The organism is Streptomyces sp. NPDC017056 (assembly GCF_044332485.1).
Taxonomy (GTDB): domain Bacteria; phylum Actinomycetota; class Actinomycetes; order Streptomycetales; family Streptomycetaceae; genus Streptomyces.
In genome coordinates this window covers 41,431-55,895 of sequence record NZ_JBIRPD010000030.1, presented here as the reverse complement: position 1 = coordinate 55,895, position 14,465 = coordinate 41,431, and the positions used below count along the sequence as shown (strand labels likewise).

At 74.5% G+C, this 14,465-nt stretch carries 16 protein-coding genes; 11 read left to right on the top strand and 5 right to left on the bottom strand.

Features of this window, described 5'->3' with window-relative positions; genetic code table 11:
• Positions 1-85: 85 nt before the first annotated feature.
• The 3 genes from ACH4OW_RS36530 to ACH4OW_RS36520 all read left to right on the top strand — a co-directional run bounded on the left by ACH4OW_RS36530 (position 86) and on the right by ACH4OW_RS36520 (position 3,606).
• On the top strand, positions 86-739 hold the full coding sequence (locus ACH4OW_RS36530; RefSeq protein ID WP_360140308.1) for a class II aldolase/adducin family protein: 654 nt from the start codon (positions 86-88) through the stop codon (positions 737-739).
• A gap of 107 nt (positions 740-846) precedes the next feature.
• The gene (locus tag ACH4OW_RS36525) at positions 847-1,974 is read left to right on the top strand and encodes a prolyl oligopeptidase family serine peptidase (protein WP_360140305.1); all 1,128 of its coding nucleotides are present in this window, start codon (positions 847-849) and stop codon (positions 1,972-1,974) included.
• Positions 1,975-2,145: 171 nt separating this feature from the next.
• On the top strand, positions 2,146-3,606 hold the full coding sequence (locus tag ACH4OW_RS36520) for a hypothetical protein (protein ID WP_398032709.1): 1,461 nt from the start codon (positions 2,146-2,148) through the stop codon (positions 3,604-3,606).
• A gap of 119 nt (positions 3,607-3,725) precedes the next feature.
• Here ACH4OW_RS36520 and ACH4OW_RS36515 read toward each other — a convergent pair whose 3' ends face one another.
• Positions 3,726-4,142, bottom strand: a complete 417-nt coding sequence (locus tag ACH4OW_RS36515) for a VOC family protein (protein ID WP_360140299.1) — start codon at positions 4,140-4,142, stop codon at positions 3,726-3,728.
• A 323-nt stretch (positions 4,143-4,465) separates the two neighbouring features.
• Here ACH4OW_RS36515 and abc-f point away from each other — a divergent pair, with 323 nt between their 5' ends.
• The 3 genes from abc-f (at position 4,466) to ACH4OW_RS36500 (ending at position 7,539) form a co-directional block, all read left to right on the top strand.
• Positions 4,466-6,064: a ribosomal protection-like ABC-F family protein gene (abc-f, locus tag ACH4OW_RS36510; RefSeq protein ID WP_360140296.1), complete on the top strand. Its 1,599-nt coding sequence runs from the start codon at positions 4,466-4,468 to the stop codon at positions 6,062-6,064.
• Between the two features lie 353 nt (positions 6,065-6,417).
• Positions 6,418-6,639: a helix-turn-helix domain-containing protein gene (locus ACH4OW_RS36505; protein ID WP_030021347.1), complete on the top strand. Its 222-nt coding sequence runs from the start codon at positions 6,418-6,420 to the stop codon at positions 6,637-6,639.
• Between the two features lie 120 nt (positions 6,640-6,759).
• Positions 6,760-7,539, top strand: a complete 780-nt coding sequence (locus tag ACH4OW_RS36500; RefSeq protein WP_360140293.1) for an enoyl-CoA hydratase/isomerase family protein — start codon at positions 6,760-6,762, stop codon at positions 7,537-7,539.
• 7 nt (positions 7,540-7,546) lie between these two features.
• Here ACH4OW_RS36500 and ACH4OW_RS36495 read toward each other — a convergent pair whose 3' ends face one another.
• Positions 7,547-8,287: a hypothetical protein gene (locus ACH4OW_RS36495; protein WP_398032706.1), complete on the bottom strand. Its 741-nt coding sequence runs from the start codon at positions 8,285-8,287 to the stop codon at positions 7,547-7,549.
• A gap of 191 nt (positions 8,288-8,478) precedes the next feature.
• Between ACH4OW_RS36495 and ACH4OW_RS36490 the strand changes: the two genes are divergently transcribed.
• The 5 genes from ACH4OW_RS36490 (at position 8,479) to amaP (ending at position 10,961) form a co-directional block, all read left to right on the top strand.
• Positions 8,479-8,961: an Asp23/Gls24 family envelope stress response protein gene (locus ACH4OW_RS36490; protein WP_360140287.1), complete on the top strand. Its 483-nt coding sequence runs from the start codon at positions 8,479-8,481 to the stop codon at positions 8,959-8,961.
• A gap of 73 nt (positions 8,962-9,034) precedes the next feature.
• On the top strand, positions 9,035-9,232 hold the full coding sequence (locus ACH4OW_RS36485; protein ID WP_360140284.1) for a hypothetical protein: 198 nt from the start codon (positions 9,035-9,037) through the stop codon (positions 9,230-9,232).
• A gap of 6 nt (positions 9,233-9,238) precedes the next feature.
• Positions 9,239-9,643: a hypothetical protein gene (locus tag ACH4OW_RS36480; RefSeq protein WP_360140281.1), complete on the top strand. Its 405-nt coding sequence runs from the start codon at positions 9,239-9,241 to the stop codon at positions 9,641-9,643.
• Positions 9,640-10,347 (top strand): DUF6286 domain-containing protein, encoded by a 708-nt coding sequence (locus tag ACH4OW_RS36475; protein ID WP_398032702.1) that lies wholly within the window; start codon positions 9,640-9,642, stop codon positions 10,345-10,347. Before ACH4OW_RS36480 ends, ACH4OW_RS36475 begins: the two co-directional genes overlap by 4 nt.
• Positions 10,348-10,355: 8 nt before the next feature.
• Complete coding sequence (gene amaP, locus ACH4OW_RS36470) at positions 10,356-10,961, top strand: alkaline shock response membrane anchor protein AmaP (protein ID WP_360140275.1); 606 nt, start codon at positions 10,356-10,358, stop codon at positions 10,959-10,961.
• A gap of 48 nt (positions 10,962-11,009) precedes the next feature.
• On the opposite strand, the gene ACH4OW_RS36465 is transcribed toward amaP, so the two are convergent.
• Genes ACH4OW_RS36465 through ACH4OW_RS36455 form a run of 3 tightly spaced genes read right to left on the bottom strand, consistent with a single transcriptional unit; the run spans position 11,010 to position 14,421 of the window.
• Positions 11,010-11,765 carry an SDR family oxidoreductase gene (locus ACH4OW_RS36465; protein WP_398032700.1) on the bottom strand — a complete coding sequence of 252 codons (756 nt, stop codon included), beginning with the start codon at positions 11,763-11,765 and terminating at the stop codon, positions 11,010-11,012.
• A 5-nt stretch (positions 11,766-11,770) separates the two neighbouring features.
• Positions 11,771-13,555 carry a glycoside hydrolase family 15 protein gene (locus ACH4OW_RS36460; RefSeq protein WP_398032698.1) on the bottom strand — a complete coding sequence of 595 codons (1,785 nt, stop codon included), beginning with the start codon at positions 13,553-13,555 and terminating at the stop codon, positions 11,771-11,773.
• A gap of 29 nt (positions 13,556-13,584) precedes the next feature.
• Entirely contained in the window at positions 13,585-14,421 is an 837-nt protein-coding gene (locus tag ACH4OW_RS36455) for an SURF1 family protein (RefSeq protein ID WP_398032696.1), read from the bottom strand.
• Between the last annotated feature and the right edge of the window lie 44 nt (positions 14,422-14,465).

Sequence of the window (14,465 nt, the reverse complement as noted above, 5' to 3'; positions counted from 1 at the left end):
CCCGTACGGTGTCGGCAGCCCCGCGCGCACCACGCCCGCGCGCACGCCCGGGCACCGCCCGCACCGCACACCGGAGGCACAACGCATGACGGAACCGGAAGCCCTCGGCCGCGCCTGGCGCGAGCTGGTCGACACCGCCCGCCGCACGGTCGCCGACGGCCTGGTCGTCGGCACCTCGGGCAACGTCTCCGTCCGCGTCGGCGACCTGGTCCTGGTCACCCCCAGCGGCGTCCGCTACGACCGGCTCGGGCCCGGCGACCTCACCGCGGTGGACCTCGAAGGACGCCAGGTCCGCGGCACCCTGCGGCCCACCAGCGAACTCCCCATGCACCTGGCCGTCTACCGCGCCACCGGGGCCGCCGCCGTCGTCCACACCCATGCCGCCCACGCCACCGCCGTCTCCACCCTCGTCACCGAACTCCCGCCGGTGCACTACATGACCGCCGCCCTCGGCGGCCCCGTCCGCGTCGCGCCCTACGCCCTCTACGGCACCGAGGAGTTGGCCGAGAACATGCTCGGCGCCCTGCGCGGCCGCACCGGCTGCCTCCTGCGCAACCACGGCACCGTCGTGTACGGCGACACCCTTGACGAGGCGTACGACCGCACCGCCCAGCTGGAGTGGATGTGCCGCGTCTGGCTCGCCGCCAGCTCGGTGCCGGGCCGCGAACCCGCCCTGCTCACACCGGAACAGGTCGGCGCGGCAGGCGACCGGCTGCGCGGCTACGGGCAGCGCCGCTGACACGCGCCGCCACCGGGCCCCGCCCGGTCGCCCCGGGCCGCGCCCGCCGTCACCCGGCCGCGCCCGCCCACTGGCCGCGGACGCCGACCCCGCCCACACTGGGGAGGATGCGTCTGGGTACTGCGGCGGCAGCAGCCGCCACCACGGTGATCGGTGCCGGCGCGGCCGCGGTGGCGGCCGGCCGGTACGCCAGCGGCATGGTCCTCAAACCCGCCCACGACCGGCCGCTGCCGGGCGACCCCCGGCTCACGGTGCACTCCACCGGGCCTGGGCGGGTCACCCTCACCCGCAGCCTCGCCTCGCTGCGGCCCGGCACCTACGGCCTCACCGGCGCGGGCGCCCACGCGATCGTCGGCCCCCTCCTGGACGACGTGCCGCACCCCGCCGACACCGTCGTCCGCCGCCTGGAACGGGTCACCCACGGCACCCTCCAGCCGGGCGCCCGGATGCGGATGACACCCCAGGTGCACCTCGGCAACCCGCGCGACGCGCTGGGCATCGACTGCGCCGACGTCGACATCCCCGGCGAGCTGGGCGCGCTGCCCGCCTGGTTCACGCCCGGCGACCGGGAGACCTGGGTGATCACCGTGCACGGGCTGGGCACCACCCGCGAGCACCCCATGGTCGTCCTGCCGTTCCTCGCCGACCAGCGGCTGCCCGTCCTGAACCTCGCCTACCGCAACGACGTCGGCGCCCCGCACACCGCCGACGGCATCAGCCACCTCGGCGACGCCGAATGGCGCGACGTGGACGCCGCGATCCGCTACGCCGTCCGCTACGGCGCGCAGCGCGTCGTCCTGCACGGCTGGTCCACCGGCGCGTCCATGGCCCTGCACGCCGCGGCCAACTCCGCCCTGCGCGACCGCGTCGCCGGCCTCGTCCTGGACTCGCCGGTCCTGGACTGGCAGGCCACCGTCCGCGCCCTGGCGGCCGCCCGCCGCACCCCGCGCCCGCTGCTGCCGCTGGCCGTACGGGCCGCCGAGGGCAGCACCGGGCTGCACGCCGGGCGGCTGGCCGAAGCCTGGGCCCCGGGTCTGCTCACCGTGCCGACGCTGCTGGTCCACGGGCCGCACGACACCCTCGCCCCCTGGGCGGCCTCCCGCGAACTGGCGGCCCGCCGTCCGGACCTGATCACCCTTCACCCCGTTCCGCACGCCCCGCACGCCGCCATGTGGAACGCGGACCCCGCCACGTACGAAGAGACCCTGCGCCGCTTCCTGACGCCCCTCATGTGAACCGCGGCGCCCCCATGTGAACCGCGACGCCTTCCATGTGAACCGCGGCGCCCCTCCTGCGAACCGCGGGAGGCCGCGCGTACGGGCCGCGGCGGCTTCCGCGGAGCCGCCGAGGGAACGTACCGACCGTTCCGATTGGGCTTTCGGGCCGTCAGCGGGAAGACTGCCCCTGTGACGTCCCGTACTCCGCGCGACTCCCGGCTCCGACTCGTCCCCCGTCAACCGATTGCCGCCGCCCGACGAGCGGTGAGCACCCGGGCCGCCAGGCCGGCGCCCCGGCCGCCCCAGGGCACACCGCCGCCAGCGGAACTGGCGCGCCAGGCCCGCGCCGGACTGGCCGGTGCCGTCCGGCTCGCCCGCTGGGCCGACGGCGAACACGGCACCGGCGCCGGGCTGCGGGCCGGTAAGGACGGAGCCCTCCCGGCGGACGTCGCCGAACAGGCGGCGCACGATCTGCGGCTGACCCCGCACCAGGTCCGCACGGACTGGGACCTGGCCCGGCTGGCCGGACTCGTCGAACTGCACGGCGGCCTGGCCCGCCCCGGCTGGCGGCTGCGCGCCTGGGAACGCGACGACAGCGCCGCGCTGCGCGGCTGGGTCGCGCTCTTCGACGCCTGGTCACTGGCGCGCCCCGCGCCGCCCGGCGCCGGGCCGACCGCCGTCGCCGAGGTCGTCGAAGCCGTACCGCAGCTGCTGTCCCTGCTGCACCTGTCCGCCGGCCCGGTCCGCCTCCCGGTCCTCCTCGACATGCTGGAGCAGCGGGTCGCCGAACTGCGCACCGAGCGCTGCGAAGTGCCGTACGGGCCCGACCGGGGCACGGGCGCGGGCACGAAGCAGGGCGCGGGCACGGAGCAGGGCGCGGCGGTGAGTGACGCCGCGGGGGCGTCACTCGCGGTGCTGCTGGACTGGGCGCTGGACGGCCTCACCGCCGTGGGAGCGCTCGTCGTACGCGACGGCGCGAAGACCGGCGTACCCGCCGAACGCGAAGCGCTGCTCACCCCCCTCGGCAACTGGTCGGTCTGGGTCAAACTGGAACGGATCTGCGTCGCCGCGCAGAGCCCGGCCGGCAACATCGAGCAGTCCGCCGAGGCGATGCTGCGCGGCTGCGCCCGGCTGACCCCGGGCCCGGCGCGCGCCGAATACCGCGCCTGGCTCGCCGCCCGGTCCGCCGGCGGCGCGGTCGAGGAGCTGCTCGCCGTGGCCCGCGGCGAGGACGCGCTGCTGCGCGGCCTCGCCTTCGAGGCGCTGCGCGCCGTCGGCGCCCCCGCCGAGCCGGCCGTGCGCGCCGCCGCCGAGGAGCCGGGGCTGCGGCCGTACGCCCTGCTCTGGCTGGTCGAGCACGAGGGCGGCGACCCGGAGACCGCCCCGGACGTGCTCACCCGCGAGGAGTCGACCTGGCTGTGGGTGGACACCGCCGCGGCCGTCGCCGACCACGGCGAGGGCCAGCTGCTGGTCCGCCACCTCGAATCGGCGGTCCAGGGCTCGGTCCCGCGCCTGCTGGAGGAGGTACGGGCGGTCGGCCACCCGCGCACCGTGCAGGTGCTGGTCGCGCTGGCCGCCGCCCACCCCGACCCGGCCCTCGCCAAGGCCGTGCGCCGCGCCGCCTTCCAGGTCCACACCGGCGGCGCCTGACGCCGCCGGTACGGGAGCCCGGCACCCGGCCGCGGCGCCAGGCTCCCGCCTCTCGGCCTCCCGCCTCTCGGCCTCCCGCCCGTCGGCCCGGCGACCCTCCGCCCGGCGCCGCGCCGCCCTCAGGCCGGCGGCGCGACCGGCACGTACGTGCCGAAGGTCCAGAGGTTGCCCTCCAGATCGCGGGCCGTGTACTCGCGGGAGCCGTACTCCTGGTCCGTGAGCGGCAGCACTATCTCCACCCCCGCTTCCTCGGCCCGCCGGTGATGCGCGTCCGGATCCTCGACGACCGTGTACACGCCGACCGGGCCGCTGCCGCCCAGCGCCTCCTCGTACGCCCCGCCGATGCCCTTCGAGCCCAGCATCACCACCCCGTTGCCGTAGGACAGCTCGGCGTGCACCACCGTGCCGTCCTCGCTCTCGTACAACGCGCTCCGGGTGAATCCGAAGGCTTCCGTCAGCTGCTTGATCGCGGCCTTCGCGTCGCGGTAATGCAGCGTCGGACAGAACGTGGGCGCTCCTGCCACCGCACCGGTCATGACGATCACCATCCCTGCGATCGGTCCTGCGAGCCCCTGCCGAGACCCACATCACAGTCTTGCACCGGGGTCTGACAACGCCTCCCGAACCGGCCCCGACCAGCGCCGCCGAAGGCCCGCGCGGCCCGGACGGCGGCCCGCGAAAACTGGTTGCACGTCACCGCTAGACTGGTCCGTATGGCAATTCTCCTCGTGCATTAGACGGCACCGGCACCCGTTCGTGCCGCCCCGTCGGCACCGGCCCGTGCCGGGTGCGGGGCGCGCCGCGCGGCCGTGGTCATTCCCGTCCTTTCCGCTGTCCTCACCTGCCCTGGAGTCTTCCCGTGATCACCGCCTCCGGCCTTGAGCTGCGCGCCGGCGCCCGCGTCCTCATCGAGTCCGCCTCCTTCCGCATCGCCAAGGGCGACCGGATCGGTCTCGTCGGCCGCAACGGCGCCGGCAAGACGACCCTCACCAAGGTCCTGGCGGGCGAGGGCATCCCCGCCGCGGGCACGGTCACCCGCTCCGGCGAGGTCGGCTACCTGCCGCAGGACCCGCGCACCGGCGACCTGGACGTGCTCGCCCGCGACCGCATCCTGTCCGCCCGCGGCCTGGACGAGGTCCTGCGCAAGATGCGCGAGAACGAGGACCGGATGTCCAACGGCAAGGGCGCCACCCGTGAAAAGGCGATGAAGAAGTACGAGCGCCTGGAGACGGAGTTCCTGACCAAGGGCGGGTACGCGGCCGAGGCGGAGGCCGCGACCATCGCCGCCAGCCTGGGCCTGCCCGACCGCATCCTCGGCCAGCCCCTGCACACCCTCTCCGGCGGCCAGCGGCGCCGCGTCGAGCTGGCCCGGATCCTCTTCTCGGACTCCGACACCCTGCTCCTGGACGAGCCGACCAACCACCTCGACGCCGACTCGATCGTCTGGCTGCGCGACTACCTGAAGACGTACCGCGGCGGCTTCATCGTGATCTCCCACGACGTCGACCTGGTCGAGACCGTGGTGAACAAGGTGTTCTACCTGGACGCCAACCGGTCCGAGATCGACATCTACAACATGGGCTGGAAGCTCTACCAGCAGCAGCGCGAGGCCGACGAGAAGCGCCGCAAGCGCGAGCGCGCCAACGCCGAGAAGAAGGCCGCGCAGCTGCATTCGCAGGCCGACAAGATGCGGGCCAAGGCCACCAAGACCGTCGCCGCGCAGAACATGGCCAAGCGCGCCGACAAGCTCCTCGCCGGGCTGGACGCCAAGCGCGTCTCCGACAAGGTCGCCAAGCTGCGCTTCCCGGACCCCGCGCCCTGCGGCAAGACCCCGCTCACCGCCGAGGGCCTGTCCAAGTCGTACGGCTCGCTGGAGATCTTCACCGACGTCGACCTGGCCATCGACAAGGGCTCCCGGGTCGTCATCCTCGGCCTGAACGGCGCGGGCAAGACGACGCTGCTGCGGCTGCTGGCGGGCGTCGAGAAGCCGGACACCGGCGAGGTGCGCCCCGGGCACGGCCTCAAGCTGGGCTACTACGCCCAGGAGCACGAGACGCTGGACCCGGACCGTACGGTCCTGGAGAACATGCGCTCCGCCGCGCCGGACATGGACCTGGTCGACATCCGCAAGACGCTCGGCTCCTTCCTCTTCTCCGGCGACGACGTCGACAAGCCCGCCGGCGTGCTGTCCGGCGGCGAGAAGACCCGGCTGGCGCTGGCCACCCTGGTCGTCTCCTCCGCCAACGTGCTGCTCCTGGACGAGCCGACGAACAACCTCGACCCGGCCAGCCGCGAGGAGATCCTCGGCGCGCTGCACACCTTCACCGGCGCGGTGGTGCTGGTCTCCCACGACGAGGGCGCCGTGGACGCCCTCCAGCCGGAGCGCATCATCCTGCTCCCGGACGGCGTCGAGGACCTGTGGGGCCAGGACTACGCGGACCTGGTGGCGCTGGCCTGAGGCCGGGCGGGATCCCTGAGGCCGGGCGGGATCAAGGGCGTATGGATCATTCGGCCGACGGGTGATCCATCATCTGAGTGAGAGCGGCTCGTACATCGGCGAGCCTCCCTGTGACGGCCGGGCGCTGTGGCCCCGGCCGTCATCATTTCGTACAAACCCCATCTGACCTGCCCGTTCTTCGGAAATTCGGCGCGCGTACCGCTCGAATTCCGAAAGGAATCCCTGATTCCAAGGGTCAATCCGGCGCCTCTGACGGCAAACGATGTCCTACGGACCTTGCTGAATGGGTGGCCAGGAAGCCCGCGAGGGGTGATCATGAGAGTCCAGAGCGCACTTCCCACGAGGAGGCACGGGTGGCCGAGACTCTGAAGAAGGGCAGCCGGGTAACCGGCGCCGCGCGCGAGAAGCTCGCGGCAGACCTGAAGAAGAAGTACGACTCCGGAGCGAGCATCCGGGCGCTGGCCGAAGAGACCGGCCGCTCCTACGGGTTCGTGCACCGGATGCTCAGCGAATCCGGTGTGACCCTGCGTGGTCGTGGCGGAGCGACCAGGGGCAAGAAGGCCGCCTCGGCCTGACCGAGGCGGTCGGCGGTTCCGGGAGCTACGGTGCCACCCGGTCGGTCGAGCAGGCGACCGGGTGGTTACTGTTCAGTCACTTAAGCACGCAAGTGCGGTCGGCTGACTCGGAGGCGCCCCATGACTCTGCTCGACAAGGACGGTGTGCGGCTCACCGTGGACGACGTGATCGCCACGGTGACCCTCGCCGGACCGGCCAAGCGCAACGCGCAGTCGCCCGCCATGTGGCGGGCGCTGGCGGAGGCCGGATCACTGCTGCCGGGAGACATCCGGATCGTGGTGCTGCGCGGCGAGGGCAAGTCCTTCTCCGCCGGCCTGGACCGGCAGGCGTTCACGCCCGAAGGCTTCGACGGCGAACCGTCCTTCATCGACCTGGCACGTGGCACGGACAGCGAACTGGACGCCACGATCGCCGAGTACCAGGAAGCGTTCACCTGGTGGCGCCGCACCGACCTGGTGTCGATAGCCGCTGTCCAGGGGCATGCGATCGGCGCGGGCTTCCAGCTCGCGCTCGCCTGCGACCTGCGGGTGTGCGCCGACGACGCGCAGTTCGCCATGCGTGAGACCAGCCTGGGCCTGGTGCCGGACCTGACCGGCACCCACCCCCTGGTCGCGCTCGTCGGCTACGCCCGCGCGCTGGAGATCTGCGCCACGGGCCGCTTCGTGCACGCCGACGAGGCCGAGCGCATCGGCCTGGCCAACCTCGTCGTGCCCGCCGCCGACCTCGACGGCGCCGTCGCCGACCTGGCGGGCGCCCTGGCCGCCGCGCCGCGCGATGCCGTCATCGAGACCAAGGCCCTGCTGGCGGGCGCCGCTTCCCGTACGTACGACGAGCAGCGGGCCGCCGAACGGGCCGCACAGGCCCGCCGCCTGCGGGACCTGGCGGGGCTGGGGGAGTAGGCGGCTTTCAGGGCGCGGCGGGCGGTTCGAGGGCGGCGACGAGCACCGCGACGGTGGGCCGGTCCCCGGCGGACGCCGCCTCGACCGCGCCGCGTACCGCCCGCGCCACGTCCAGCGTCCGCCGGTCCGCCGCCGCGGCCAGCTGGACCAGTACGTGCCCGCGCTCCTCGCGCACCGGGCGGGACAGCGCCCCCAGGGCCGGTACGAGCCGGACGACGCCCGGTACGCGCAGCACCGCCGCCTCCAGGGGGCCGGCGTCGTCCGCCGTGGCCCCGAACGTCTCCTGGGCACCGCCGCTTCCGTCCGCGCCGGTCTCCCCGCCCCCGTCCCGGGGCCCGCCCCCCTCCCCGTCCTCGTCGAGAAGGTCCGTGGCCCGCAGGTCGACGGCGGACACCTCCAGCCCCAGCCGGTCGGCGGCGCAGGCCAGCAGCGCGTCGCGCAGCAGCTCCGCGGTGGCCGGGACCGGCCGTACCGGCGTGGCCGCGAACTCGGCCCCGATCCGCAGCGGCCCCGGCGGCAGCGCACTCGGCGGCGCGGGAACCGCCGGCTCCGGCGCGGCGCCGGCGTCCTCCAGGGAGAGCCGCACCGTACCGACACGCAGCCCGGGCAGCGCGTCGCCGGCCGCCCGCAGGGCTCCGGCGGCCGCCCGTTCGGCGATCCACGCGCCGTCCGCCGCGCTGCCGAGCGGCAGCAGCCGGCCCAGCCCGAGCTGCTGCCGCACCGCTGTCACCAACTGGTCACCGGCCACCGGCCGTCACCTCTTTCCCGAACGGTTCCTCCACCTTGCCGCACACTCGCGCGTGCGGCAGGGTCCCGTACCCCGAATGGCCGCAAACGGTGCACCCCGCTGCCGCATCCCCGCAGCGGGCCGGGGGAAGCGGTCTTACTGTGGAAACCGGAGCGGCTGAGAGCTCCGCCCCTCGGAAGGGACGAACGGCGATGACCGAGAGCGCACAAGGCAACCGGCCCGAGTCCAGGACCGGCGACCCACAGGGCAAGACGCTGGGAACCAAGCGGGGCGGCGGCGACCCCGCGACCCGCGGGCGGACGACCATCGCCGACGGTGTCGTGGAGAAGATCGCCGGCATGGCGGCCCGCGACGTGGTGGGCGTACACGCGATGGGCAGCGGCTTCGCCCGCACGCTCGGCGCGGTGCGCGACCGGGTGCCAGGCGGCAGCAAGTCGGTGACCCGCGGCGTCAAGGCCGAGGTCGGCGAGGTGCAGACCGCGCTGGACCTGGAGATCGTCGTCGAGTACGGCGTCTCCATCGCGGACCTCGCCAGGGCCGTCAGGGAGAACGTGATCTCCGCCGTCGAGCGCATGACGGGCCTGGAGGTCGTCGAGGTGAACATCGCGGTGAGCGACGTGAAGCTGCCCGACGACGAGGAGGACGAGGACGACGAGGAGCCGCGGCTCCAGTAGCCGGGCGGGAAACGGACGGACAAGCCGAGGCTCCTGAGGCCCGGCCGGGGCGGTAGCGAAGGGAAGCACGGACATGAGCATGGCCGTGGTCGGCCTGTTGGCCGGAATGGCGCTGGGCTTCGCCGGATACTTCGGCGGCTTCGGAGCCTTCGTACTGGTGGCGGCGCTGGGCGCCATCGGATTCATCGTGGGGAGATTCGTGGACGGGGACCTGGAGCCCGGCGAGTTCTTCCGGACGCATTCGGGCGACCGCGGCGACCGGCGGAGGTGACGCCCGGTGGCGACCGTGACCCCGGCGGCCGCCGCACCCGGCGCCGCGCACCCCGTCGTCCCGGCGGGTGAGCGGGGCGCCACGCGGGTCGCGGACCGGGTCGTGGCGAAGATCGCCGCCCAGGCGGCGCGCGAGGCCCTGCGCGACGCCTCCACCGCACCCACCGACGCCCACGCGTCGGTGACGGTGCGCCGGCGCGACGGGCGGCAGGACTTCGGCGAGGCACGGGTACGGGTGGCCGTGGAACTGGGCTACCCGTCCGACATCGGCGCCCAGTGCGGCGCCGTGCGCCGTCAGGTCTCCCAGCGGGTGCGGGAGCTGGCGGGCATGTCGGTGCCCGAGGTCGCCGTACAGGTCGAGCGGCTGCACGCGCCCCAGTGGGAGCGGGCGGGCCGGGGGAGGGTGCGATGAACGACGACGATCCCGGGCTGCGCGGTACCCAGCGGCAGCCCACCCTCGACAAGCCGGCGGGCGCCACCCGGGAACCGGCGGCCGACCCTGCGCACACGGACCCGGCGCACACGGACCCCGCGGGCACCGGCGGGCAGCCCGGCGAGGAGACGGACGGCGGCGGGCGGGCCCGGCGCTTCTGGGCGGCCCGCCGGGTGCCGTCCGTGCTGGTCGCGCTCGTCCTCCTCGGCGCCGCCGGACTGCTGCTCTACGACGTGGCCGCGGTGCGCGCCGACCACCCCGCGATGGCCTGGCGCAAACGCCTCGCCGCGGAGCTGGCGGCCCGTCACCTGGACGACGTGTGGGTGCTGGTGGGCGCGGCGGTGGCCGTGGTCCTCGGCATCTGGCTGGTGCTGCTCGCGGTGACGCCCGGCCTGCGGGCCGTCCTGCCGATGCGGCGCACCACGCCGGGTGTACGGGGCGGCCTGGACCGCGCGGCGGCCGCGCTGGTGCTCCGCGACCGGGCCATGGAGGTGCCGGGCGTGCAGGCCGTACGGGTCGCCGTCGGCCGCCGCCGGGCCAAGGCGCGCGCGGTCTCGCACTTCCGCGAACTGTACGAGGTACGGGGTGACCTGGAAACGGCGCTCGGCGACGGACTGCGGCAGCTGGGCCTGGCCCGGCGGCTCGCGCTGTCCGTACGGGTCCGCCGGTCGGCGAAGAGGTGAGCACGGCGATGCGCAAGACCCTGCGAACGGTCAACCGGGTGCTGCTCGCCCTGACGGGGCTGGTCCTGATCGGCGTCGGCGGCACGGTGCTCCTCGGCGGCCTCGACCTGCCGCGCAAGTGGGGCTTCGGCATGCCGTCCGGCTGGCGCTGGTCCGGGCCCGGCGACGTCCTGCTGACGGACGCGGACCGGACGCGCTGGACGGACAGCGGCTGGTGGTGGCCGGTGGTCATCGCCGCGCTGGCCGTGCTCGTACTGCTGGCGCTGTGGTGGCTGCTGTCCCAGTTCCGCCGGCACCGGCTGCGGGAGCTCCTCGTGGACAGCGGCGACGGCGAGGGCGCCCAGGTGCGCGGCCGCGCGCTGGAGAGCGTGCTGGCGGCGGAGTCGGAGTCGCTGGAGGGCGTGGACCGGGCCCGGGTGCTGCTGACCGGACGGCGTACGGAGCCGCGGGTACGGGTCGGCCTGGCGCTCGCCCCGCACGCGGAGCCCTGCGCCGTGGTCGCGCGGCTCTCGTCGGAGGCGATCGCGTGCGCCCGCACCTCGGCCGGGCTGGAGCAACTGCCCGCCGAGGTACGGCTGCGAGCGGTCAAGCACCGGGCCGAGCGGGTGAGTTAGCCACCGGGCCCGTGCGGCGCCCGGCGGGCGCCGCACGGCTGCCCGCGGTCAGAACCCGCGCCGGGCGCCGCCGTCCACCGGCACCATCACGCCCGTGACGTACGAGGCCGCGGGTGACAGCAGGAACGCGGCGGTGCGGCCGAATTCCTCCGGTTCGCCGTAGCGGCGCAGCGGGATCGCCGCGCTGTTGCGGGCGCGGGCGCCGTCGGGGTCCCCGGACAGCGCGTCCAGCTGCGTCATCCGGTCCGTGGCGATCCGTCCCGGCAGGACGCCGAAGACCCGGATGCCGCGCGGGCCCAGCTCGTCGGCGAGCGATTTGGCGTAACCCGCGAGGCCGGGCCGCAGGCCGTTGGAGATGGCCAGTCCGTCGATGGGCTGGTAGACCGAGCCGGACAGCACGAAGCCGATCACGCCGCCGTCGCCGAGCGCGGCAGCCGCCGTGCGGGCGAGCCGTACCGCGCCGAGGAAGACCGTCTCGAAGGCGGCCTGCCACTGCTCGTCGGTGTTCTCGGTGGGCTGTCCTGGCGGCGGGCCGCCGACGCTGACGAGGATGCCGTCGAGGCGGCCGAAGTGCTCGCGGGCCGTGTCGACCAGGCGTGCGGCGGCGGTGGGGTCGGCGTTGTCCGCCGCGACGCCGTGCGCCCGGTCGCCGAGCGAGGCGGCGGCGGTCCGCGCGCTCTCCTCCGTACGGCCGGTGAGCACGACGTTCGCGCCGTCGGCGACCAGTTCGCGGGCGGTGGCCAGGCCCAGGCCGCGGGTGGCGCCGGTGACGATGTAGGTCCGGTCGGTGAGTCCTAGATCCATGGGGGTCAGTCTGCCCCGCCGCACCCGAACATGGTGAAGGCGGTACCGATGAGGCCGATGTGGCTGAACGCCTGGGGGAAGTTGCCCAGCTGGCGGCCGGCGACCGGGTCGTACTCCTCCGCCAGCAGCCCCAGGTCGTTGGGCAGTTCCAGCAGCCGGTCGAACAGCTCGCGGGCCTCCTCCGGGCGCCCGGTCAGATGCAGGGCCTCGGCGAGCCAGAACGAGCACACCAGGAACGTGCCCTCGTCGCCCGGCAGCCCGTCCACGGTGGTCGCGTCGGTGCTGTAACGCCGTATCAAGCCGCCGTGCGCCAGCTCCCGGCGGACCGCGTCGACCGTGCCGACGACCCGCGGATCGTCGCCGGGCAGGAAGCCGAGGCGGGGGATCAGCAGGGTCGCCGCGTCCAGCAGGTCCGAGCCGTAGGACTGGGTGAAGGTGTTGCGCTCCGCGTCGTACCCCTTCTCGCACACCTCGCGGTGCACCTCGTCGCGCATCGCGCGCCAGCGCCCCACGTCCCCCTCCAGCTCGGGCCGGGACTCGACCGCCTTGACGGCGCGGTCGGCGGCCACCCACGCCATGATCTTGGAGTGCACGAAGTGCCGGCGGGGCCCGCGGACCTCCCACAGCCCCTCGTCGGGTTCGCGCCAGTGGCACTCCAGGAAGTCCAGCAGCGCGCGCTGGATGTTCCAGGCGTGCGGCTTGGACGGCAGACCCGCGACGCGCGCGATGTGGAAGGAGTCCAGCACCCCGCCGTAGACGTCCAGCTGCCGCTGGTCGACGGCTGCGTTGCCGATGCGTACGGGGGTGGAGCCGGCGTAGCCGCCGAGCCAGGGCAGCTCGGTCTCCGGCAGCCGCCGCTCGCCACCCAGGCCGTACATGATCTGGAGGTCGGCCGGGTTGCCGGCCGCGGCGCGCAGCAGCCAGTCCCGCCAGGCCGCCGCCTCCTCGGTGTACCCGGCGGTCACCAGGGAGTTGAGGGTCAGCGTGGCGTCGCGCAGCCAGCAGAAGCGGTAGTCCCAGTTGCGTACGCCGCCCAGCTCCTCGGGCAGCGAGGTGGTGGGCGCCGCGACGATGCCGCCGGTGGGGGCGAAGGTGAGGGCCTTGAGCGTGATCAGCGAGCGCAGCACCGCCGCGCGGTGGGGCCCGTCGTAGCGGCAGCGCGCCGACCACGCCTGCCAGTCCTCCAGGGTGCTCTCCAGCGCCTCGTACGGGTCGATCTCGGCCGGGCGTGGCTCGTGCGAGGGATGCCAGGTCAGCACGGACGCCACCCGCTCGCCGGCCGCGACGGTGAACTCCGAGCGGGTGCTGAACCCCTGCCCGTACGTCTTGCATTCGGGTTCGGTGCGCAGCCATACGGAGTCGGGCCCGGCCACCGCGACGCGGCAGTCGCCGACGTGCCGGACCCAGGGGACGACCAGCCCGTAGTCGAAGCGCAGCCGCAGCACCCCCTGCATGGCGACGTCGCCCTCCAGGCCCTCCACGATGCGCACGACGTCGGGCGCGCGGTCGCGCTGCGGCATGAAGTCGGTGACCTTCACCGAGCCGGAGTCGGTGTGCCAGACGGTGTCCAGGACGAGGGAGCCGCCGCGGTAGGAGCGTTCGGGGCGGGCGTCGGGGTCGGCGGGGGCGAGCAGCCAGTGCCCGTTCTCCCGGTCGCCGAGCAGTGCCGCGAAACAGGCGGCGGAGTCGAAGTGGGGCAGGCACAGCCAGTCGACCGAGCCGTCGCGGCCGACCAGGGCGGCGGTCTGGAGGTCACCGATGAGCGCGTAGTCCTCGATGGGTGCGTGCACGCGGCGCCCCTTCCGTCAGCGGCCGGCGGCTATTCGGTGCTGGCGACTGTACGGCTCAGGGGCTCGGCAGGAGCGGATTCGGCGGTGTCGGCGCCCCCGGCGGCGGCCGCGAGCCGGTCCCGCCGCTCCCGGCGGGCCAGGACGAACCAGCCGACGGGCACCGCGGCGGCGAACAGCCACCACTGGACCGCGTAGGCCATGTGCGGGCCGATGCTGTCGTGGTCCGGCTCGGGCACCTGCTCGGGCTTGCCGCCGGGCGGCTTCGGCGCGGTCTGCTCGATGTAGCCGCCGAGGACCGGGCGGTGCAGGGCCGCGGCCTGCCGCTCGCTGTTGATCAGCATGACCTGGCGCTCGGGCAGGCCGCGCTTGTCCTTGATGCCGCTGCCCTCGGTGGTCTCGTCCGCCATCATCCGGCCGGTGACGGTGACCCGGCCCTTGGGGGCGGCGGGCACCTCGGGGAAGCGGGTGAGGTCGTTGCCCGCGGCGATCCAGCCGCGGTTGACCAGGACGGCGGCACCCTTGCGCGGCCCCTGGTCCAGCACCAGCGGGGTCAGCACGTAGTAGCCGATGGTCTGCTCGTCGGCGGCGGTCCGCTGGCGGACCACGACCTCGTGCTCCGTGTCGTACGTGCCGGTGGCGGTGACCCGGCGCCACATGTCGTCGCGGGGCAGCTGCCGGCCGGGGGCGGTCAGGTCGGTGACCGGCACCGGACGGGCGTGCAGGTTGTCCGAGATGAGCTGGTTCTGCGCGACCCGGTGTTCGTGGCGGTGGAACTGCCAGAAGCCCAGCTTGATCATCACTGGGATCAGCACGAGGCCCACGAGGGTGAGGATCACCCACTGCCGGGACAACAGGAAGCGGTACACCCCATGAAGGTACAACTCCGGCGTCCGGCACCCCCGCGCCGGGG

Excerpts from the sequence above, each read along its gene's own strand:
- ACH4OW_RS36465 (WP_398032700.1), bottom strand. The coding sequence starts at position 11,765 with ATGGATCTAGGACTCACCGACCGGACCTACATCGTCACCGGCGCCACC.
- ACH4OW_RS36490 (WP_360140287.1), top strand. The coding sequence starts at position 8,479 with ATGACCGAGAGCGCACAAGGCAACCGGCCCGAGTCCAGGACCGGCGAC.
- ACH4OW_RS36530 (WP_360140308.1), top strand. The coding sequence starts at position 86 with ATGACGGAACCGGAAGCCCTCGGCCGCGCCTGGCGCGAGCTGGTCGAC.
- amaP (WP_360140275.1), top strand. The coding sequence starts at position 10,356 with ATGCGCAAGACCCTGCGAACGGTCAACCGGGTGCTGCTCGCCCTGACG.
- ACH4OW_RS36515 (WP_360140299.1), bottom strand. The coding sequence starts at position 4,142 with ATGACCGGTGCGGTGGCAGGAGCGCCCACGTTCTGTCCGACGCTGCAT.
- ACH4OW_RS36475 (WP_398032702.1), top strand. The coding sequence starts at position 9,640 with ATGAACGACGACGATCCCGGGCTGCGCGGTACCCAGCGGCAGCCCACC.
- ACH4OW_RS36500 (WP_360140293.1), top strand. The coding sequence starts at position 6,760 with ATGACTCTGCTCGACAAGGACGGTGTGCGGCTCACCGTGGACGACGTG.
- ACH4OW_RS36525 (WP_360140305.1), top strand. The coding sequence starts at position 847 with ATGCGTCTGGGTACTGCGGCGGCAGCAGCCGCCACCACGGTGATCGGT.
- ACH4OW_RS36485 (WP_360140284.1), top strand. The coding sequence starts at position 9,035 with ATGAGCATGGCCGTGGTCGGCCTGTTGGCCGGAATGGCGCTGGGCTTC.